Here is a 20215-nt window from a genome sequence, read left to right on the forward strand (position 1 = left end):
TTCGGCTCGTCCCGGCAGGCCGGTGGTAAGTCGGTTGGAGGGCTGGGGTAGGGTTGAGATGTTGCCGCGCACTGGGGTTCCGGGGCGTGGCATCGGGCTGTAGCGCAGCTTGGTAGCGCACTTGACTGGGGGTCAAGGGGTCGCAGGTTCAAATCCTGTCAGCCCGACAGCGAAAGGGTTTCCGCAGGTCAGATGACTGCGGAAGCCCTTTTTTCATGATCATCGGGTTTGCCCGGGTCTAGCACGCCGCTACTGGACCCTTTGACTCGGCAGGTGACCTGATGCACCCGACACCCCGCCCCCTACCCACCGCTGGCCTGTCCCCGGCATGGACCGGCTATCTACGTGACTGGGATCGTGCCCTGCGCGCGGCCAATCATCCGCAGACCACCCGTTACAACTATCTGCTCGCCGCCGCCCAGTTGGGCCGGTACCTGCGCGAGTACTCCCCGGACCCGGAGGCCGTCACGGCGGCCGATGACCCGACGCGGGTATCGCGGGCGCACGTGGAGTCGTTCCAGGGTTGGATGATCGAGACACGGTCGGCGTCGACGGCGTTGAACAAGCACAAGTGTCTGCAGCAGTTCTTCAAGTTCCTGCTGGTCGAGGAGGAGATCGCCCGGTCGCCGATGGAGCGGGTCGCGCAGCCGAAGACGGTGCAGAAGTTGGTGCCGGTGATGCGCGACGAGGACACCCGCAAGCTGCTGGAGGTGTGCAAGGGCACCGGGTTCGTGCAGTTGCGGGACGAGGCGCTGATCCGGCTGTACGCGAACACCGGCGCCCGGTTGTCCGAGATCGGTGGGCTGTTGGTCGATGATGTGGATCTGGCCACGGACTCGGTGCACCTGCATGGCAAGGGTGCCAAGGACCGGCGGGTGCGGTTCGGTCCGAAGACCGGCCGGGCGGTCAGCCGCTACCTTCGTGCCCGCGCGAAGCGCCCGGGCAGCGAGTTGCCGCAGTTGTGGCTGGCCGAGCGTGGTGCCCGGCCGCTGGCCCCCAACGGCATCAAGATCCGGCTCAAGCGGCTCGGCGAGGCCGCCGGCCTGGATGGTGTTCATGCGCATCGGTGGCGGCACACCTTCGCGCATGAGTGGAAGCGTGCCGGTGGGGACACGGGTGATCTGATGCTGTTGCTGGGCTGGTCGTCCGAGGACATGGTCCGGCACTACGGGGCGTCCGCGGCCGCGGAAAGAGCACAGGAAAACCAGCAGCGCCTTGGTATCGGGGAACGCTTCTGAGGCACCCGCGTCGGTGGTGCTGGGTCGTGGCCCGGCCGGACTTGTCCGGCCGGACCACGACGTCCGCCCTGTCCCGGCTGCCGTCGGTGGCTTACGAGGCGCGTTTACGGCGGCGCGCCGCTGCGGACTTTTCGGCCAGCTGCAGCATGTAGGCGGTGCGGGCGTGCAGTGCCATGGCGGTGCGCACGTCCTCGGGCAGGGTGTTGTCGGGATCGACCTGACGTTCGAACCGGCGCAGGAACGCCTGAGTTCCGCTGGCGGTGCGGGCGGCGCGGTTTGCGGTCGCGGCCCACGAGGCGTGAGCGGCGATCCGGGCTCGTCGCTTGCGCTGCTGGGGGGTCAGCCCGCTCTCCGTCCGGCTCTCGCGAGGTTCGGCGGTGGGGTCAAACATCGTCACCGATCCGGAGCCGGGCCTGGATCTGCTGGGCGCGGTCGGCGGCTGCGGCGGCACCGTAGTGCCGCGGCATGTCGTCGGAGGTCCAGCCCATCACCAGCATCAGGTCGCCGGTGTCGCCGCCGGCCAGTTTCCACTGGTGTGCGTAGGTGTGCCGCCACCGATGCGCGTGGACGTTGTCGATCCCGGCGGCCTCGCCGCGCCGGCGAAGCATGATCTTGATGCCGTTGGCCTGCAACGGGCACGCGCCTCGGGCGGCGAGCCACAGGTGCGGCAGATCGGCTCCTAAATGCTCGCGGCGTGCACGTAGGTACCGGCTGATTGCCCGACCGGTTTTCGGGCCGAACCGCACGCGTCGGTCCTTGGCTCCCTTGCCGTGGTAGCGGATGGTGTCCAGTGCCAGATCCACGTCGTCGAGGCGCAGGTTCGCCACCTCGGACAGACGTGCTCCGGTGTTGCACAACAGGCGGATGATCGCCGTGTCGCGCAAAGGCAGGAAGTCCTTGCCCCTGCAGGTATCCAGAATCGTGGTGGTGTCTTGGTCGGAGATGACGGGGATCAGGGTGGTGGCGGTGCGCGGCTGGCGCAGCCGCAGCATCGGTGACTCGTCGATCTCTTCCTCGTCGACCATCAGCCAGCGGAAGAACTGTTGCAGCGCCTTGTACTTGTTCATCGCGGTGGAGGCTGACCGAGTCTCCACCATCCACGCCTGGAACGCTTCGAGGTCGTGACGGGTGACGTCCACTGGGGTGGCGCACGCGCTGTCCCGATCGTGAGAAGGCTGCACGGCTAGAAAGCGGGCGAGTTGGACAGCGGCCAGCAGGTAGTTGTATCGCGTGGTTGCGGGATGGTTCGCCGAGCGCAGGCTGCGGTGCCAGTCGCGTAGGAATCCGACCCAGCCCTGCGGCAGACCGGTCGTCATCGCATCGAGGTCAAACGTCATGCAGCGACCCCCTTGGGCAGAACGGATTGGCCCTGGTGGCGGGACTCAGGTGGAATCGGGGACGCGACGGCCCGTGGTGTGGGCGTCGACCGCGACGGGGCGTGGGAACCGCGCCGGCTACCGACACGAAGCGCCGGAACGCTGGGGCGGCGTGGTGCCCTGCAGCCGCGACGGCGGCTGTTGGGGCTGGTGAGCCCTGCAGTACGTAGGTGTTGATCTCCATTTTGTCCTCCTCATGACGAAGGGCCGCCACCGCGGGCGGCCCTTATGGGCGATAAGCGTTTACCGATCGACGATCAGCAAACGCCCTCCTGGAGCACATTGGCATATGGCAATGCGGGTTCCGGGGGGTGTCCCTATGGGTTTCGTCAAGCAGCGAGTGCATGCGTGCTGGGCCGTGTTTGGTAGGGCGTTTGGTCGCGGAGCATCGCGAACAGGACGTCGACTCGGCGGCGAGCCAGGCAGATGAGAGCGGCGTTGTGGCGTTTGCCCTGGGCGCGTTTGCGGTCGTAGTAGGCCTTCGACGGCGGGTGGGCAAGGGACGCGAAGGCGGCGAGGAAGAATGCGCGTTCAGCTGCTTGTTGCCGCCGGGAGGCGGGTGCTCACCTCGGATGCTGCTGCCGGAGCGGCGAGTGACCGGAGCGAGGCCGGCGTAGGCGGCCAGGTGTCCCGGGGTGGCAAAGGCCGTGCCATCGCCGACCTCGAGCAGGATCCTCGCTGCGGTCCTGACTCCGATGCCGGGCATCGAGGTCAGGACCTCGGCAAGAGGGTGCGCATCAAGGATCCCCTCAACCTCGGCAGCGACCTGATCGCGCTGCAGCAGCACGTCGCGCAGACTGTCGGCCAGCCTGGGCAGGATTTTCTCCGCTGCTGTGGTGCCGGGAACGGTGACGGTCTGCTCGTCCAGCGCGGCCATGACCTGCTCGATCAGGCGTTCACCCATGCGGGGCGCGTTCTTGGTCGCGATCGACACCAGCTTGCGACGGCCGGCCTTGCGCAGACCCGCCGGCCCGCCGCAGCGCGACAGCAACTCGAGGACGGCTTTGTGCTGCACCTTCGGTCCGATGACACGTTCGAGGGCGGGGTGGATCTGCGTGAGCAGTCCGCGGATCCGGTTGGAGACGCGGGTGGCCTCACCGGCGAGGTCGTCGTCGTAGCCGACGAGGACTTCCAGCTCTGCCAGGGTTTCGTCGCCGGCGTCGACGCGGCGCAGCGTGTGGGGCAGGGTGCGGGCGGCGTCGGCGATGACGTAGGCATCACGGGCGTCGGTCTTGGCGTTGCCGGGGTGAAGGTCAGCGATACGGCGCATCGCCAGGCCGGGCAGGTAGGCGACTTGATGGCCGCAGGCGCGGGCGACCGCGACCGGCAGAGCTCCGATCGACGCCGGCTGGTCGACCACGACCAGGATCGGACCATGGCGGGTGAGTTTGTCGAACACCTCCCGCAGCTTGGCCTCGGTGTTGACCAGCGCCGCGTCGTGCAGACGCCTGCCGTCCGGCGTCAGCGCGACGGCATGATGGCCGTCCTTACCGACATCTAGCCCGAGAAATACCTGGTAGTCGCCGTGCACATCGCCTCCCCGCGACGTCACCCACAAGGCCCGATCGCCAGTCCGGCGTCGACTGCCGGCAGCCACGTTACGAAGAGACCTACCCCAATCCTGCAGGGTTGCCCTGTCCCTATCAGCGGTCCGTCGGCGCCACCCAGCCCGGCGACAACACCCCCGGATCATGCATGCGACAGGGGAAGTAAGTCATACCGGGCCAGGCGACCGAGCAGTCCCCGGCTGGGGACGATCAAAAGGTAACGGGGGGGCGGGCGTACCCAGACCCGGTGAACTGGAACGCCGAACTACGTGCCGGATCTCCAGCGGCTCCGCCGATGCGGGCCCAGGCAGGTGTATGGACCGCTTGGCAGCATCGAGCAGGTGGTGGGCCGGTGGGTACGAAGTTTGGATCGAGGCTGGGCTTGGCGTCCGAGTACCCCGGCGAGCATCGACGTCGAAACGCCGAGCCTGCGGTGCTACGCCGACTTCAGTCAGTTTGAGCCTGACCTCATCGAAGATGCAGGTCAGGGCTCGAACCGGGGGACCGCGCAGGGCTCGAACCGGGGGACCATACATGGCAGAATAAGAACCGCATTTTTCTGTTCAGGGGCCATCGGTTACGGTCCCGGCGGTTCGTTACCGCGCCGCACCGACAAGGTCGTGAGAACCCCTCGCGCCACGGTAACCCTGCGTGACCCAAGCCCTCAACACCTCAAAGCCGCGCTGTTATGCCGGTTCGCTGGCTGACGCCTTCGCCGAACCCGACCGTTGTCGCCCCCAGCGGTCGCTACGTCCTGCCGTTGTTTCGTGATTCAGCCGGCCGCGCCCGAATCAGGACTCGTCCGGGGCTTCTGCAGGACAGTACCGTCGCAGACGCCGACCGCGACGTCTCGCACCCAGCAGAAGCGGCTTGGCTCACTAGCACGCCGTGGGGGTACAACTCGATCGAGCTGAAGACGCTGATTGACCTCGGCGTGAAACACTTACTGTCGTACCCTGTGACGCCGCGGTGATCATCTTGCCGCTGTCCGGTCCGTTGCAGTCGGGTTCGTGGAGAGCAGGGTGCCGGGCGTGCTCCGGTGCGCCGGGTGGCGTTGCGCGGCGACGACGCGGTCTCGGTCATGGACGATCCGACCAAGCAGGTCGACGCCGGCGCGCTGCCGGCAGGCCGCGGGTCGAGGTGTGGTCGGCGGTTACTGCGACCACGGACGATCATCAGGCGCTGCGCACCCCCACCCGTCCGGTCCGCAGCCACCCGCATCCGCTTCGGCGACGGTTCATTCCCGAACGTCACCCCGCAGCTGCGGGCGGCAGTTCCTCGATCCTCTCCGAAGGGGTCGATTCCCACCCCACGGTGATCTTGATGTTGGCCTTGGCGGTGCCCTTCACCAAAACGGCGGTGAGCTTGCCGGACTCGACGCCGATATCGCAGCCCAGCTCGATCTTGACATTGTCGGGCTTGACTCGCCGAACGGCCTTGACGACATGTTCGGTGAGCGCCCCAATCGACCGTGTCACGTCGGAGAACTCGGGAAGCCGGCCAGCGACCTCCTCCTCTCCTCCCAGTGCGACGGCCTCGACGACGATGCGTTCCCCGTCGATGACAACGGGGACCCGGATGATGTCGCCGCGGTATTTCGATTCCTCCACGAGTTTTCCTTCCGTGCTCGTCAAACTTCGTGATCCCGGAGTCGTCGCAGGGCCGGCAGGGCGGACGGCAGATCCCGGTAGGTCCGGACGATGCGCGCCAGCGTCGGAGCCACGGCCGACACGAGGAACGGATTCGAGGAACCGAGCGCTTGTTCGCAGACCGATTCCGCTTGTCCGTCGCGTCCGGTGGCCGCCAACAGATGGGCCACGCGAATGGTGATCGGCCCGGTACGCGGACCAACCCGCTCCAGCAGAAGCGGATACTCGTCCGGAACCTCACCCAGGAGCTGAACTAGGACTTCCTCCGCTTGGTCGAGCAACGCGGAATTGGCCGGCGGGCGTGCGCCGACCCGGTCACGCAGCAGCGCAACGGCGGACGAGGCGCTGCCGGACCGGGCAAGCGCGTAGGCCCGGTAGATCTCGGCCTGCACGGCGATCTGCTCGTCGTCGGAGTCCACGGCCAGGGCCAGCGTCTCCGCCGCCTGGGCGTACGCCTTCTCGCCGACCAGATGCATCCCGAGGTCGAAAGCGGCCAACGCCGCTACCTCCGGCGGAGCGAACTGGACGATCAATAGGGTGGCCAGCGGCCAGAACGGGTTGTTGTTCTCCTTCAGCAAGCCGGTGAGCAGGACGGCGGCACGGACCGCCTTCGGCTCCCGGGCGATGGCGGCTCCGAGCCGAGCAATCGCGGCCTGCGCGGCCGCCACAGCGACTTCGCCGTCCCGGACGAAGACCTCCTCCGGGGGCATGTCTGAGACCGTCCGGGCCACCAGGAACAGAAACGTCGCATCGCGAAGGTTCTCCTGTGCCCGGTCGCGGTCCGCCGCAACGGCACGTCCGGGCCGCCAGAAGATCCGTCCCACCGAGTCGGTCGTCCGCGTCGCGATACCGTCCTGCTCGGCGAGGCGCAGAGCGTGATCGATGTCGGCCTCATCGATCGAGGTCTCATCACGGAACGGCGCGAGCCATTTACGCACATCGGATTCGCCGACCTCGTCACCGATGACCCGCTCGAACTCGATCAACAGGTCGATGAGATCCGTGACGAGAAAACGGCCCGGCTCACCCTCGACCTCGGACCTTGGATCACCGGAGACCGGGTGCATCTGGCGGCGGCTCCTCTGGGGCGCGGGACCGGTGGCCAGACCGGTGCTTTCCGGTCTACATTAAACTCCGGTCGGGCCCGGTGGAAGGGGTCTTGTTCACGTGTACGAGCCTCGCGATCAGCTCTCCCGGGCACTGGCCGCCGCCACCGTGGGCATCTCGGCCGACTCCCGGTCGGGGACCGGGTTCTTCGTCGGCACCGGACTCGTTCTGACCTGCGCCCACGTCCTACATGACGCCACCGGTCCGGTCACCGGGCGGTGGAAGGGGCGAGAACTGGAGTTGACGCGGGTCGACGAGTGGTACCAGCCGGGCGACGAAGGCGGACCCGACCTGGCACTTCTCCGCGTGGCGGACGCCGTCGACGCGACGGCGGTCGGACTCGCGGACGTCGTCGCACCCGGCGATGAGCTGTACGTGCAGGGCTACCCAGACGGCGCCTACCGGGCCGGCGACTCGGTCGTGCTGACCGCGCAGGGCCCGTCGACCCGCAGCGACGATGTCGTCCTGGAACGGGCGGACGGTCAGGTGACGGCCGGGTTCAGCGGATCTCCGGTGCTGAACTGGCGGACGGGCATGGTGTGTGCCGTCGTCCGGATAGCGGACAACACCCCGGGAAAGACGCCCCTGGTGCGGCTGACTCCGGTGTCCGCCGTACTGGATGCCTTTGCCGGGGTGCTCGTGCGCGATGCCTCTGCCTCCTGGCGCGACATCCTCAGCGACTCGCAGTTACGGTCCGCGGAAAGCCGGCACCCCGGCTCCCGGCTCAGGGCGTACCTGAGGGCGATCCTCGACGACGAGGCCGCGCAGATCACCGGGCCGTTCGGCGTCAGCGGCGAAGCCCTTGCCGCCGTCCACCAGGCCCCACGACTGGCCTCGGCCGATGGCGAGCCGGTATCGGTCGACGGGCTGATCGGCGACTACTCGGTGCTCACCGGCGAGGCGGGCGTGGGAAAGTCCAGCCTCCTGCGGTTGCTGCGCCGGGACACCGCACGCCGCCTCCTGGCCGGAGAACCGGTTGGGTTCGTCCCGGTGCTGGTCAAGGCGTCCGCCCTGGACGGAAACGGGCGCTCCCGATCGGCGCGGATCGCGGACGCCGTCGGGCTGGAGCTGGGACATCTCGTCAGCGATCCGCTCGTCGGGGACGACTTCCGGGGCGAAGCCCTGCCCGGCACGCCGTGGCTGCTGCTCGCCGACGGTTTCGACGAGATCCTGCGGCCGGAGGTACGGCTTCGGGTGTTAGGCGCTCTTGCGACCGCCCGCGGCGAGCCGTATCTGCGGGTGCTCCTGGCGACCCGTCCCCTGCCACCTGCTGAGGAGCACCTGCTCCGCACGCGAGAGGTTCCGGGGGTGTCGCTGCTCCCTTTCACGCCCGGCCAGAGCCGAGCTCTGGTCAAGGCACTGCTGGGCCACTTCATGGACGACGCCGGTGAGGACACGGACCACGCAGCAAGACTGACCATGCGTATCGAGGCCAGTCAGATCGCCGATCTCGCCCGCATCCCGCTCGTTACCACGATGCTCGCGGTGCTGTACGCCGCCGATCCGCTGCGGGAACTGCCCCAGAACCGCAACGAACTATACGAGATGTACGTGCAGCACTTCCTCGATCGGCAGAAGACTGAGTTCCACGTGCTGCCGCGGCTCCTCGAGATCGCCGGGGACTTCCCCGGCGGCCCGGACGCGGTTACGCGGCTTCTGGACGGCATCCGGGATCTCCTGACCGCGTACGCCGTGCACCAGCGCGGCGATGACGGTCAGCTGCCGCTGGGCCGGTTCGCCGGTAAATGGGCCGAAACGCTCCGGCCAGCGGGGTTCACCCCGGCGGTGTGGCACCGGACGATCGATGATCTGGTGCGCCAGACCGGTCTGGTCGTCCGCGACGACTTCACCCACGCGACCATCGCCGACTATTTGGCGGCCGATCACGTCACCGCACTCCGGCTCGATCGACAGATCACCATCAGTGCGGCAACTGCTTCCTTCCACATCGCGGCCGAGCGCTCTTACCTGAGCTTCCTGGCCGGCGGATGGGTCGGCCGGCATCTCGCCCACCTTCGTTGCTTCTGCGAGCGGCTCGCCGACGGTTCACCTCTGCATCTCGACTTCCTCGTGACCTTGAGCGAGGACGGCGTAGAGGTGCCGGCCGACGTCATCGAGCTGACGATCGAGCGACTCGAGGTGGCGTCGAACAATCCGAAGAAAGGGGCTCAAGGTCGTGTCGTGAGCGCCGCACTGTTGCGAAGGCTCAATCGTGAACGCGCTGTTCCCCGGTTACGGCTGCTCGCCTACGAGCCCCGGTGCAGCGAGCTGACCGACTCCATCTCCGCGGTTCCGAATCTGTGGGCGTTGGACGCGACGACGTTGTTCCTGGAGGTCCGGCCCGAGGAGGCCGATGCCCTGCTGCGGTTTCAGGTCATCGACAACCGCCGCACCGATGCCAGCCGGCTCAGGGCCGCGAGGGAACGGCAGTCCAGGGGTCTGCCACACGCCAGCTTCACCTTCACCCTGCTAATCACCGACCGGGAGGTCGCGAACGAGACCCGCCTGGACGCCCTGCGTGATCTGACCCGGATCGACCTCGCCGAGGCGCACAAACAGGCCCGCGGGCTGATCCGGGACCGCACGATCCGGGTCGATGCGGCGATCGTGCTTGCTGAGGCGGCCCCTTCGCCGGGTTTCGGCCTCCTCGCGGAACTCAGCGAGCACTCCGGCATCGAGGCGGAACGGTGCCATGCCGCCGCGCATCTCCTGCGGTCACCCGAGCATCGGCCGACCGCCGTCGCGGCACTCGTGGACTTATTGGCCGGGGAACGCCTCACCGCGGCCGAAAGGTGGGTCGCCATCGCCGCACTCTCCGAAGCCGGGCACCCGGACGCGCCCCGCATGACGGAGGAGATCGCCCTGGGCGACGGCCCCATAGACCCTGCGGTCCGACTGCTGGCTGCGCACGTACTGGTCACCACCCGCCCGGACCAGGCGGAGCGGATGCTCCCGTTGGCGGCCACCATCGGAGCGTACGAACCTGCGCTCGCGTTCGACCTACTCAGCGAGTGCGTCGCGCGTGCGCCGCAAGAGGGCGTTCAACACGTCGTCGACTTCCTGACCAGCTTCTCCCGCTATGATCCGGCCGACGATCTCCTGTGCGCCACCTGGTTCCCCAGGTTCGCCGGCCTGCTTGCGGAACTCGACGAGGAACAATGCGCCGCCGCGATGAGCCGCATCGTTCACGATCCGGCGGGCTTCCGATGCCGCCGCGAGGCGGAGGAGTTCTGGGGGCGGATCGCACCCGGTCCGTGCGCGGACCACCTCGTCAAGGTCGCCACGTTCCGGTGTCGCGCCGGCGGATTTAACCGGAGGGTTTTCGACCTCTTAGGCGGCACCACCGAAGCCGAATATGCGCTTGCTCGGCTCTCCCGAGTGGATCAGTCACAAGCCGTGGCCGTGGCCCGCGATGCGATCGCGGCCTTCGTCGACGACGACCCCCGCTGGACCGGGTTGGTGGCAGCAGCCGCCGGCGTGCTCGCCCAACACCTCGGGCAACCGGGCCGCGACATCCTCGCCTCGCTCGCTCTCGACCCCCGACGAGACCCGGCGGCCAGAGTCGCCGTGGCCGGGAAACTCCGGAGGCACGACGAGGCCGAGGCGGACCGAGTGACGATGCGGATAATCAACGAGCCCCGAGTGAGCCGCATCCTCCTTGAGATGGGAGGTCATCGGCTCCTCGGCAGGGACGACGAAGTCCGGTTTCTCACCGGCTGTCTATGGGACGCCTCGACGCCCGCCCAGCTACGGGCTATCGCGGTGCACCGGCTGCTCGATGTCGACCCCGACCTGACGCTGCGGATACTGCTCGGCCTTACCGAAACCGAACCTCCCGCCGAACGGGCCTGGGCCGACCAGCACCTGCGGATGGCGATGGAAGAGCTGGAGATCCTCGAGCGCAGAGTCTCAGAGGGTGTCTAGTTCACGTATTTTGTTCGTTATGGCGGTAGGTGTCGCCAGGTTGAGGTGGTTTCGTCAGCCGCTCGTCGGGTGAGGTTGTCGATCATCGCAATGCAAACCATGGTGGCGGAGGTTTCCGGGCAGCGGTGGGGCCGGTTATAGCCGTCCTGGTGGACCGCGCTACGCCCGTCTAACTAGACATACTGGCTAATCGCCCGCGGCTACCTTCTCGCGCAGGCGGTCGATGTAGTCGGAGCGCAACATGCGGTCGGCGCGGGGGCGTTTGCCGTTGTTGATGGCGGTGACGTAGTCGCGCAGGTGCTGCGGGTTCTTGCCGGACCATCCGTGAGTGAGGGCCCAGCCTTGCATTGCCTCGCCGTCCATCGGGATGCCGGCATCGTGCAACGCGAGCAGAATGCTCACCACGGTGTTCTTCTCATAGCCGCGCGCCGCGATGGTGTTGTTGTGGTTGATGCTCTTCGTCATGCCCTCCAGCGCTTCGAGGAGCACGGGTTCGAGCTCAGGCTCCGGGTTCTCCCAGGCCGTGCCATCGCCGAGGATGACCGGCTTGGCCGCCGCAACCCAGGGGTTGAGGTTGTCTTCGTTGTAGGTGATGACGCACAGCGCCCGAATGCGGGGGCCGGAGAAGCGCACGAGTTCGCCGATGTCGTCCATGTCCGCCCACGCCATCAGCACCGGGCCGCGCCCACGCACCTGCGGACCGCCGGCGCGTCCGGTGGTGTGCTCGACGTTGCTGTTTCGGTTGACGAGTTGTTCCAGCTCGCGGCAGTTGCGCAGGTTAGATTTCAGGCTGGTCCAGACGGTGAGCGTGTCGCCGGCCTGAAGGTGATTGCGGCACCAGGTGATGGCGGCGTCAACGCCTTCGTCGTCGTAGCTGGCGACGGCGGTCGGATAGTCCCCGTTGCGTTCGAACATGGTGTTCCTGCTCCTGATGATTGTACGGCTACATGTAGAAGGCGTAGCGGCCTTGGGGGCGGTCGCCGGGTTCGAGGTGGCGAAGGATCTCGCCGACGCGGTCGGCGGTGCGCAGGGTAATGGGCAGCCGGCCGTCGAGCTGGGTCTGGTTCCAGTTCATCTTGGTCAGAGCCAGCAGCTCGTCGGCGAGCTCTTCGGGGCTCGACTCGGCGTCGACCAGGCGGAACGGCAGTGGCCTGGGGACGTACATGCCGGGGTAGGCGTGGTAGAAGGCGATGCTGCCGCGTGTGTAGAGCACGTGTCGGGTCTCGTCGAGGCTGAGCATGGTGCCGCGCAGCGGCGGGTTGTCGCCGTGGCGGTAGAGGCGTACGGGGTCGCTGGCAGGCAGCCAGAGCAGTTCGATCAAATCGATGCCGGAGGCGTCGGTGGCGTTGCGGAATCCGGTGATCTCGGCGGGGGTGTAGGACGACGTCTTGTGCAGCACGACTCGGGCGGGCAGCGTGCGGTGCTCGCTGCGGTAGCGGGCGAGGGCATCGGTAAGCAGGTTCTGGGCGTCGACGCGGTCGAGGTGGGGCTGCAGGTCGTGTCGGGAGACTTTGGCCGGGGCGCCGCGGACGATGACGCCGTCGCCGCGTTGGTTGAAGACTTGGGCGACGCTGGTCTCCAGGGTGGTGTTGTCGCCGCTGCGGTAGAAGGTGATGCCGACGTAGCAGCTGGTCAGGTCGCTGGCCTCGCGGGGAAGGCGCCAGGGCACGCCGCCGGCTTTGTAGTAGAGCGCGGTGTGCAGGTTCCAGGCCCGGGTGGCTTCGTCCTGCACGCGAGGTTTCTCGCTGCTGGCCGGCTTGAAGGTGGGGTCCCAGGTGGTGCGGCGGATGATCTGGATCGGGACGTGATAGCGCATGGCGCGGGCTTTGAGCAGGGCGCGGAAGTCGTCGGCGGGTTCGGGCGGCCGCGCCTTCTTCCACGGCGCGTCCGGGTCGACCTCGCGGGTGGGCCGTTCGGCAAGTTCGTCGGGCCGGGCGATGAGGACGACGTCGCAGCCGGGCTCCTCGTCGAGGATGGCGAGTTCGGCGAGGTAGAGGTCGACGGCTGCGGTGACGGCGTCCTGGGCCTTGAGCCCTTCCAGCTGTCGCAGGTCGCGGTCGCGAATGGTGCGTTGCAGACGCGGATCCCAGTCGAAGCTGGATCGGAAGCCGGCGTCGGCGGCGAAGCCGGGGAACGGGACGAACAGGTGCCCGAGGCGGCTGTCCTTGGCCTCGATCGGGTTGATGCACTTGTCAAGCCAGCGGCGTAGCCCCTGGGTGGCAGCCGGGGTGCCGATGATGCCGGCCCGGATCGTACGCACGGCGGTGTTGGTTGCGTCGGCGGGCCCGTAGTCGGTGATGCCGTGGCGGGGGTCGACATGCCGGGCGCCCGCGCCGAACTCCAGGTTTGGTTCGTCGAGGATGGTCAGATTCATCGCGGCACCTCGAACAGGGCGAGCCCGTCCTCGCGAACCTCGGTGAGGGGCTCGGGGTCGGCGTCGTCGGCGGGCTTGCGTGAGTCGGCCCGCCACGCCTTGTCGTCGATGCCCTTGCCGGCGTCGAAGGTCTCCAGGGTGCCGTAGGTCAGAATATTGTCGCGGAAGGCGAGGGCCTCGTCGTGGCCGTGCAGGTAGTACGCCCACATGCGGGTCTGGTGGTAGACCGCCGGGTTACGGTCGAGGCGCTTGATCCCGGCGAGGTACTCCGACAGCAAGAGCGAGGTGCGGTGGCCGTCGCGGGTGTAGTGGTAGGTCGGCACGAGCGCGCAGTACCAGGCGCCGTCGATGTCGAGGAATTGCCACTCCAGGGCGGCGTGCAGGTAGTAGCTGACCTGAGTGGGGTTGTTTTTTTTGTACTTCGGGGTGAAGACCTGGCGCGTGCGTCCGCTCGCGCTGCGGATGCTGCGGGCGCTGAAGTCCCGGGTCGGCCGCCAGAAGATGATCTTCCTGCCGCCATGCCAAGCGCAGTCCGCGCTGACGTCAGAGCGCAGCGCGTTGTTGAGCAGCTGCACCAGCCAGCGCTGCCGGGTCTCATCGCCGGAGTCGGCCCATTGGGCGACCGGCATCTGCTTCACCGGCCCGGTGATGAGTTTGCCGAGGGCCGAGCGTTCTGGATGGCGCCAGCTGTAGAGCTGGCCGCCACGCAGGATGAAGTCCTCGGCGAAAGGAAGACTCGCGTGCTCAGTGCGCTGGCGGCTCAGGACCTCGCGCGGGTCCTGGGTGTTGATGCTGGCGTGGTACAGGGTGGCCGGGATGGCGACCGGGAGCAGGTTGCTGGTGAGCGTCTCGGGCCGGTCCTCGGCGACCGGGACGTGGGCGTCGCCGTGAGGGTCCGCGAGCGCGAGCAACCGCTGAGCGGCCGAGCGGTCGAACTTCTGGGTGTTCTTGTCGAAGTCGATGCGCCCGGTGGCGAGGTGCTCGGGGTCGGCGAACCAGCCCTGGACGTACATCCACCAAGCCTCCCCGGTCTCGGGGTGCGAGCAGACGAGCAGGACCGGCACGGGCGCGCTCATCCAATAGGTGACGTCGGCGGCGCTGCACAGGAAGTGGAAGCCGTCGTCGTTCTCTCCGGGGAAGCGCCGCTCGCCCTTGCCCTTGCTCTGTACTAACAGGGCCCGGTTGGCGACCTCACCAGTGACCGCGTTGCGCAGCTCGATCTCGCCGTCGATCCCGGCGTCGGTCTTGCGCTCGTGCCAGACGAACCCCATCTCGTAGACGCGCTGGTGGATCAGCGCGATCGCCCCGTCCCCCGTGTGGGCGCTCTTGTCGATCTTCTTCACCAGGTCGCCCTCCGCGTGCCGAGCATGGCGCTGGGCCCCGTCTCCGGGGCTTAGGCGCGAGGCACGGCACGGGTGCCGTCGAGCCCAGCAACCACTCTACGGCGGGGGTATGACAAGAATGCTCCCGTCAGTACCCGGGCGCCTCGCCACCAAGATCATCGCGAAGAGGCAAACCGGCCAGCGGGATGTGTCGCTCGGAGCCACGGTCCCAGCGCAGTCCTCTTTCCTTACCCAAGTGACTCGGTCCACCAAGCTGCGCCGTCGAAACGCATCGTGGTCGGGCGCGGCACTAAGGTGGCGCGCCCGACAGCGGTGCGTACATGATCCGCGAGGCTAGGCCGTCGGTGTCGACGTGCGCGCGGCCGTACAGGATGCGGGCAACGGCACCCGCACACCCTGCCGACCGCGAAGCCACCACGGAATCGGCGGAGATGACATGAATGATGGAAGGAGCACCGCACGAACCAAGACGCGCTGGTCAAGACGACTCTGCGACGTGCGGTTCGCGCCTTCGCACTGCCAACTATGTGGACCATACATGGCAGAATAAGAACCGCGTTCTCCCTGTTCAGGGGCCATCGGTGACCCTCAGGGCGGTTCGTTTCCGGGCCACACCGGCACGGTCGTGAGAACACCGCTCATCGCCGCCACTCTCCGTAGCATGCGCCTGTGACGGCTCGGGCCGGCCACCTGCAGGCCCCTCATGCGAACAGACGGGCGAGTGTCAGTCGGTGCCGCGCTTTATCTGCGGCAGAAGAGTGCGCTGCTCGCGCTGTACGTATAGCGGCTTTCGCCGTTGTTCCGGTGTGATCATAAGACCGGCCGTCAACGGCCAGCCTCGTGGTCCCAGACCAACACGTTGCCTGCGTACACGACTCCAGATACGGCATCGACTCAGACGCCTACATATAGGCTGGTCTTTTTGGCGCGCTTCACACGGTACATTGCCGCATCCGCCTCGCGAACAAGCTCGTCGATACTTTTAGCTCCCGCACTAGCGGACGCTGTACCCACAGAAATTCCAATCGCTATCTGGTCGCCATCAATCTCAATCGGTTGCTCGACGGCGTCCCTAAATCTGTTAAGGAGAGATTCTCCCCCGCTGGCATCGATAGTTAGCGCGGCAACGAACTCGTCACCTCCGCGCCTTGCGACTGCACCATCCGGCGGAATTTGTGCTTCCAGCCGCCTTGCTACAGCCTTCAACACCCGATCACCGACCCAATGCCCTCTCTCGTCGTTGATGGCTTTAAAGTCATCTAGATCGAGAACATACACCCACAAGGGTGGAGACCTTAGCTCGCTGGCCGTCAGCATTATTCGTTCTGCTTGGATTTCAAAACCGTATCTGCTGAGGATTCCGGTAAGCGCATCACGTTCCGCTGCTAGACGCAGGCGTGCAGTGTCTCCTGACGTAGGAGTCAAGGTTGCTATCGCAGTGACTACCGCCCGTTCCAGCTCACCTATCAGCACGGGGTCATAGTCGGGGCGCGTAGTCACAGCCTCAAATGTGAGGCCAGGTTCGTCCTCGAGGCGAGTTACTCGCAGCTGCGCGATTTCGCCCTCAGATGCTGGCAAAATTTTGAAGCCGACAATCCACTCGTGTGGCCTGAAGAGCCACGGAAAGGAAATTCCCACCTGACTTTCGAGGAATTCGGCTCCATCCCCGTTCAGAGCCGGACCTAGCTTGTGACTCCAGCGTACAGTAGGCGACGCGGATCCATCAGTTGAGTTCATTGCCCGACCTCAAGTCTGATTGTCCAGTCGCTCGACTTGTGGTAACTCGACTGTAGTCCCTCCATGCGAGGCGGTCCAGCCTCATCGAATACTGCCAGAGTGACCGGGCGCTGGAGGGCTTCGGTTTGCTCAATTGCCCAACTTGTAAGATTGGGGCAGACCGCCGCGATGAATTTCTTGCGAATGAATGCGTACGTCTCGTGGGTGCGCAGCAATTTACTATCGGGAAGCCCTCTACTTTGCAGGTACTCGCCTGATCTTCTGGCGATCTGCCCACTGGACACCTGCACATCAAGATCTGAAGGGCTTCGATCGACGCCTAATCGATATAGGGAGTCGAAGGGTCGACGCCGCGGCCTGCGACTTGAACTTGGCCAAACCAGCGCCAAATCTTGCATTATTCGTTCAATTTCAAATTCAGTTGGCAGGCGCCCTTGGAGACGCATAAATAGAGCGGCAACTTCATCAATTTCGAACAGCATTTCCTTGTGCGCACCAGAGAAGAATCTGGCGGCGCTGCCCTGGAGTTGGACGTCAGCGTCCGTGATGCCGTCGCTGGCGAGAGCATGCCTCAAAGACTCAACGAAGTGTTTCCAGCCAACTGGACCGCAGCCTAACGGGTAATCTTGATTCCAGAATGCCGAAAAAGATGCGTCAGGGATGCCTAAGAACTTGAGGTCAGCCTCTGTAGCACGATATCCCGTATCGTCCTCCAGAACTACCTCGACCCCGTCTAGCTGCACGGACGCCTCCCTCTCTGGGCGTAGATGCACTAGCCAGTATAAGCCCTTCAAGTAGATAGGGCGCGAATTTGCAATTCGCGCATGCGGCAGTCCCTCCGGCGCCTATGCTGAATGGTTTGAGTTCGCTCATCTCGGCTACTTGTTGACTGGTGGCACGACCGCGCCCGGCCAGGCATGGTCGAGGTGACCGGCGGAGTCGCTCTCATTTCGGCTGCCCACCCGTTGGTGTGGCTCTCATCTGGCGTGCGCCCTGCCGGTCACCGCGGCGCGGAGAGGCTCCAGAGGGGTATGCCCAGCTCAAAGTAGCGATGCCCTCCTCGCCGACATCATCTGTCGCAGCGAGGAAAAGGAGTCCCGATGGCTCAGGTCATCATCGGCGTGGACCCTCACAAGCGTTCCGCGACCATCGAGGTCATCAACGACCGGGAACAGCTGTCGGGCAGGGCCGGTTCGGCACCGACCGCGACGGCTACAAGGCCATGCTCGCCGCCGGCCGTAAGCACACCGACCGCGTCTGGGCCGTCGAGGGCTGCTCCGGGTCGGCCGGCACGTCGCTCAGCGCCTGGTCGCCGACGGTGAGACCATGCTGGACGTGCCCGCGAAGCTGTCTGCCCGGGCGAGGGTGTTCGCCACCGGTCAGGGCCGCAAGAGCGACCCGGTCGATGCCCGCAGCGTCGCCGTGGTCGCTCTGCGCACTACCGGCCTGCGCCAGGTTGTCGTCGACGACACCACGGTGGCGCTGCGGCTGCTGGTCGACCGCCGCGATCAGCTCGGCCGGACCCGCACCGAAGTGGTCAGCCGCCTGCATCACCTGCTGCTTGAGTTAATGCCGGGCGGGGCGAAGAAGTTCCTGTCCGCGACCCAGGCCCGCGCCCTGCTCAAGACCGTCCGCCCGCGTGACGTCGTCGGCAGAACCCGTCGCTGGCTGGCATCAGAGCTGATCCACGAACTTGTTGTCATCGACAAGAAGATCAAGATCGCCAACGCTGAGCTGACCGAGCTGGTCGACACCACCGGCAGCCGGCTGCAGGACCTCACCGGCATCGGCCCGTCCGGCGCCGCCCGGCTGCTCGGCGACATCGGTGACATCAACCGCTTCGCCAGCCGAGCGCACTTCGCGTCCTGGAGCGGTACCGCACCCATCGACGCCTCGTCGGGCGATCAGAACCGGCACCGGCTTTCGCGGGCGGGCAACCGGCGCATCAACCGGGCTCTGCACATCATGGCCATCGTTCAGCTCCGCCGCGACACCGAAGGCCGCGCCTACTACCGGCGCAAAATCGCCGCCGGCAAGACACCGATGGAAGCGCTGCGCGCCCTGAAACGACGCCTGTCCGACATCGTCTACAAGCGCATGGTCGCCGACGCCAAAACGGTAGGGACGGGCCCGGGAGGACAAGCGGGGGCGACTCTGCAATCCAGCGCGGCCGACCTGAACCCCACGATCGACACTTCGGAAAAGTCACTTCCCGGACCCGCCGAGCACCAGCCTAGAACACCCTCCCTCGCCGCCTCTTGACATAGAGGGGTGCCATGACAATGCGTCGGGACGTTGCGCTGTTGCTGTTGCCGGCAAGTGCGTCATGCAGCGCCTTCAGTTCGGCTCCGGGCGGTGCTCGCGGATCCAGTGGTCGACTTCGTCAGTTCTCCAGACCTTGCCCTGAGAGAGGTGGGCTACGGGCCGAGGGAAGTCGGCGCGACTGGTGATCTGGTAGACGCGTTGCCGGCTGACTCCACCCAGACGGACGCGGATCTCATGGGCGCCGACGAGTCGGATCTCGGTTGTAATCATGCTCTACAGTAGTCATGCGTCAACTGGCTTTGCAACTAGAGGAGCGTGCTTCCGGCCGTACTGCTTGGTGCGCTGCCCTCATCTACCGGTCGTGGTTCCGGCCCCGCCGGGTCGGAGTTGGGAGGCCCAGACCCTGACCCTCCACACCGCCGCTGTTGTTCGACACCTGGGAACGCGCCTACTAGCTCCAGTACAAGACCGTCCGTACGAGCAAGCACCCATGATCACCAGCTGGGACGTATTGACTACGTCAAGTAACATCGGTGCTCGTGCGTCTCCTGGCCGTAGAACCGTCGCCTGTGCATGAGTACACCGTGTGGGACAACATCGGCTACAGCCTTCTCCTGTTGGCCTTCCTTACGGCGTGGCTGTGCTACTGGGTGGGGTTCAAGGTCAAAGCGAAGTGCCTCGTAGTGGACGAGTCAACACAGAAACCGTGCACCGAAGACGCAAGAGTCATCCTTGGCTGCGAAGAGCTGCACAAGTGGAAGAAGCCGTGGGCATGGCTCCGCCACCTCGGGGCAGCCTCATGGCTCGACCGTTGGTGCAACCGCCTCCACATCGTTCCACCGTCCTTCGCTCCCATGCCGATGCCACGGGTGGCAACCGCTCCCGCCAGCTTCCCCGCAGCTCCGCAGCCGCAGACGCCAGGAACCAAGATGACCCGGGAAGCCCGGATCGCGGTGTGGGCGTTGATCTTCGCCATCATCCAGGCGGGCACGGGGATCATCGCCCTTGTCGCCAGCCAATAGAAGGCGAGTGTACGAACTGGGGCAGCCGTGGACTGTCTACGCCGCGGTGCGGCTACTGCTTCGGCTCGGCATGCCGGAGTGAGAGCGCCCGGACGGTGACAGGGAAGCGGTCGTCGACCTTCCCGGCGACGCGCTTGACTATGGCGAGGGCGTGTCTAGATCGGCGGACGTAGCGCCGCCCACAGGTGTCGCTGGTGACGGGACCAGCCGCCGCCAGCTTGCGCCGCACGGGCGGCGAAGGGCTCCCTGGGAGCCGACTTGCCCGTGACTTGCATCACAAGTCTGGCATCGGATCCTGTATTCCAACGCACCCGGTGGCGCCAAAGGTCCCGAGCGAGTCAGTTCAGGCTCACTCAATCGACCGCGGAGGCGCTGCGCGTGCAGAACATGTACCTACGAGTTCTTTGGCTCGCCGCATCACTCGCCCTTGGCCTTTGGGCCGGCACGGCCTTGACCCTGCTCTCCTTGGCTGGCGGCCTCACCTTGCCGCTCTCCATCGCCGCAGGAATGGTCGCCAGTGGCGGCATGACCATGGGCATGGTGAAGATCCACCGCTTCCTACACTCGAAGCGATAACCCAACGAGGCGCCCACCGGTTGAGGCCGGTGGGCGCCTCGTGCTGCTTGATCAAGG

Annotated in this window: 14 protein-coding genes, 1 tRNA gene and 2 pseudogenes; 5 read left to right on the forward strand and 12 right to left on the reverse strand. The window is 66.2% G+C overall.

Going from position 1 to position 20215, the window contains the following annotated elements:
• Nucleotides 1-93: 93 nt before the first annotated feature.
• Nucleotides 94-167: transfer RNA gene (locus Aau02nite_RS05620), tRNA-Pro, on the forward strand.
• A gap of 114 nt (nt 168-281) precedes the next feature.
• Nucleotides 282-1238, forward strand: coding sequence for a tyrosine-type recombinase/integrase (locus Aau02nite_RS05625; RefSeq protein ID WP_212987236.1), 957 nt, complete (start codon nt 282-284; stop codon nt 1236-1238).
• Between the two features lie 91 nt (nt 1239-1329).
• On the opposite strand, the gene Aau02nite_RS05630 is transcribed toward Aau02nite_RS05625, so the two are convergent.
• The 5 genes and pseudogenes from Aau02nite_RS05630 to Aau02nite_RS05650 all read right to left on the reverse strand — a co-directional run bounded on the left by Aau02nite_RS05630 (nt 1330) and on the right by Aau02nite_RS05650 (nt 6877).
• Complete coding sequence (locus Aau02nite_RS05630; RefSeq protein ID WP_212987237.1) at nt 1330-1629, reverse strand: hypothetical protein; 300 nt, start codon at nt 1627-1629, stop codon at nt 1330-1332.
• Nucleotides 1622-2575, reverse strand: coding sequence for a tyrosine-type recombinase/integrase (locus Aau02nite_RS05635; RefSeq protein ID WP_212987238.1), 954 nt, complete (start codon nt 2573-2575; stop codon nt 1622-1624). The genes Aau02nite_RS05630 and Aau02nite_RS05635 overlap by 8 nt, the downstream gene beginning before the upstream one ends.
• A 368-nt stretch (nt 2576-2943) precedes the next feature.
• Nucleotides 2944-4166 (reverse strand): annotated as a pseudogene (locus Aau02nite_RS05640) (IS110 family RNA-guided transposase).
• Between the two features lie 1245 nt (nt 4167-5411).
• Nucleotides 5412-5771: a CU044_2847 family protein gene (locus Aau02nite_RS05645; protein ID WP_212987239.1), complete on the reverse strand. Its 360-nt coding sequence runs from the start codon at nt 5769-5771 to the stop codon at nt 5412-5414.
• A gap of 20 nt (nt 5772-5791) precedes the next feature.
• Entirely contained in the window at nt 5792-6877 is a 1086-nt protein-coding gene (locus Aau02nite_RS05650; RefSeq protein ID WP_212987240.1) for a hypothetical protein, read from the reverse strand.
• Between the two features lie 100 nt (nt 6878-6977).
• Between Aau02nite_RS05650 and Aau02nite_RS05655 the strand changes: the two genes are divergently transcribed.
• On the forward strand, nt 6978-10841 hold the full coding sequence (locus tag Aau02nite_RS05655; RefSeq protein WP_212987241.1) for a serine protease: 3864 nt from the start codon (nt 6978-6980) through the stop codon (nt 10839-10841).
• Nucleotides 10842-10858: 17 nt separating this feature from the next.
• On the opposite strand, the pseudogene Aau02nite_RS47640 reads toward Aau02nite_RS05655, so the two are convergent.
• The 6 genes and pseudogenes from Aau02nite_RS47640 to Aau02nite_RS05680 form a co-directional block, all read right to left on the reverse strand.
• A pseudogene (locus tag Aau02nite_RS47640) lies at nt 10859-10960 on the reverse strand (IS5 family transposase); the annotation flags it as partial.
• A gap of 67 nt (nt 10961-11027) precedes the next feature.
• Nucleotides 11028-11756, reverse strand: a complete 729-nt coding sequence (locus Aau02nite_RS05660) for a DUF1889 family protein (RefSeq protein ID WP_212987242.1) — start codon at nt 11754-11756, stop codon at nt 11028-11030.
• A gap of 28 nt (nt 11757-11784) precedes the next feature.
• Nucleotides 11785-13215 (reverse strand): argonaute/piwi family protein, encoded by a 1431-nt coding sequence (locus tag Aau02nite_RS05665; protein ID WP_212987243.1) that lies wholly within the window; start codon nt 13213-13215, stop codon nt 11785-11787.
• A complete protein-coding gene (locus tag Aau02nite_RS05670) occupies nt 13212-14558 on the reverse strand; it encodes a DUF4365 domain-containing protein (RefSeq protein WP_212987244.1) in 1347 nt (448 codons plus the stop codon). The genes Aau02nite_RS05665 and Aau02nite_RS05670 overlap by 4 nt, the downstream gene beginning before the upstream one ends.
• Nucleotides 14559-15452: 894 nt before the next feature.
• Entirely contained in the window at nt 15453-16295 is an 843-nt protein-coding gene (locus Aau02nite_RS05675) for a GGDEF domain-containing protein (protein ID WP_212987245.1), read from the reverse strand.
• A complete protein-coding gene (locus tag Aau02nite_RS05680; protein WP_212987246.1) occupies nt 16292-17038 on the reverse strand; it encodes a hypothetical protein in 747 nt (248 codons plus the stop codon). The genes Aau02nite_RS05675 and Aau02nite_RS05680 overlap by 4 nt, the downstream gene beginning before the upstream one ends.
• Before the next feature lie 583 nt (nt 17039-17621).
• Here Aau02nite_RS05680 and Aau02nite_RS46230 point away from each other — a divergent pair.
• On the forward strand, nt 17622-18557 hold the full coding sequence (locus Aau02nite_RS46230; protein WP_246594930.1) for a transposase: 936 nt from the start codon (nt 17622-17624) through the stop codon (nt 18555-18557).
• Between the two features lie 75 nt (nt 18558-18632).
• Here the strand turns inward: Aau02nite_RS46230 and Aau02nite_RS05690 are convergent, their stop codons facing one another.
• On the reverse strand, nt 18633-18830 hold the full coding sequence (locus Aau02nite_RS05690; protein ID WP_212987247.1) for a helix-turn-helix transcriptional regulator: 198 nt from the start codon (nt 18828-18830) through the stop codon (nt 18633-18635).
• A 269-nt stretch (nt 18831-19099) separates the two neighbouring features.
• Here Aau02nite_RS05690 and Aau02nite_RS05695 point away from each other — a divergent pair, with 269 nt between their 5' ends.
• On the forward strand, nt 19100-19582 hold the full coding sequence (locus tag Aau02nite_RS05695; RefSeq protein ID WP_212987248.1) for a hypothetical protein: 483 nt from the start codon (nt 19100-19102) through the stop codon (nt 19580-19582).
• The last annotated feature ends 633 nt before the right edge of the window (nt 19583-20215 follow it).

The sequence above is a fragment of the Actinoplanes auranticolor genome, assembly GCF_018332655.1.
GTDB classification, from domain to species: domain Bacteria; phylum Actinomycetota; class Actinomycetes; order Mycobacteriales; family Micromonosporaceae; genus Actinoplanes; species Actinoplanes auranticolor.

Coding starts and splice junctions, on each gene's coding strand:
- Aau02nite_RS05625 (WP_212987236.1), top strand. CDS start 282: ATGCACCCGACACCCCGCCCCCTACCCACCGCTGGCCTGTCCCCGGCA.
- Aau02nite_RS05630 (WP_212987237.1), bottom strand. CDS start 1,629: ATGTTTGACCCCACCGCCGAACCTCGCGAGAGCCGGACGGAGAGCGGG.
- Aau02nite_RS05635 (WP_212987238.1), bottom strand. CDS start 2,575: ATGACGTTTGACCTCGATGCGATGACGACCGGTCTGCCGCAGGGCTGG.
- Aau02nite_RS05650 (WP_212987240.1), bottom strand. CDS start 6,877: ATGCACCCGGTCTCCGGTGATCCAAGGTCCGAGGTCGAGGGTGAGCCG.
- Aau02nite_RS05660 (WP_212987242.1), bottom strand. CDS start 11,756: ATGTTCGAACGCAACGGGGACTATCCGACCGCCGTCGCCAGCTACGAC.
- Aau02nite_RS05665 (WP_212987243.1), bottom strand. CDS start 13,215: ATGAATCTGACCATCCTCGACGAACCAAACCTGGAGTTCGGCGCGGGC.
- Aau02nite_RS05675 (WP_212987245.1), bottom strand. CDS start 16,295: ATGAACTCAACTGATGGATCCGCGTCGCCTACTGTACGCTGGAGTCAC.
- Aau02nite_RS46230 (WP_246594930.1), top strand. CDS start 17,622: ATGCTGGACGTGCCCGCGAAGCTGTCTGCCCGGGCGAGGGTGTTCGCC.
- Aau02nite_RS05690 (WP_212987247.1), bottom strand. CDS start 18,830: ATGATTACAACCGAGATCCGACTCGTCGGCGCCCATGAGATCCGCGTC.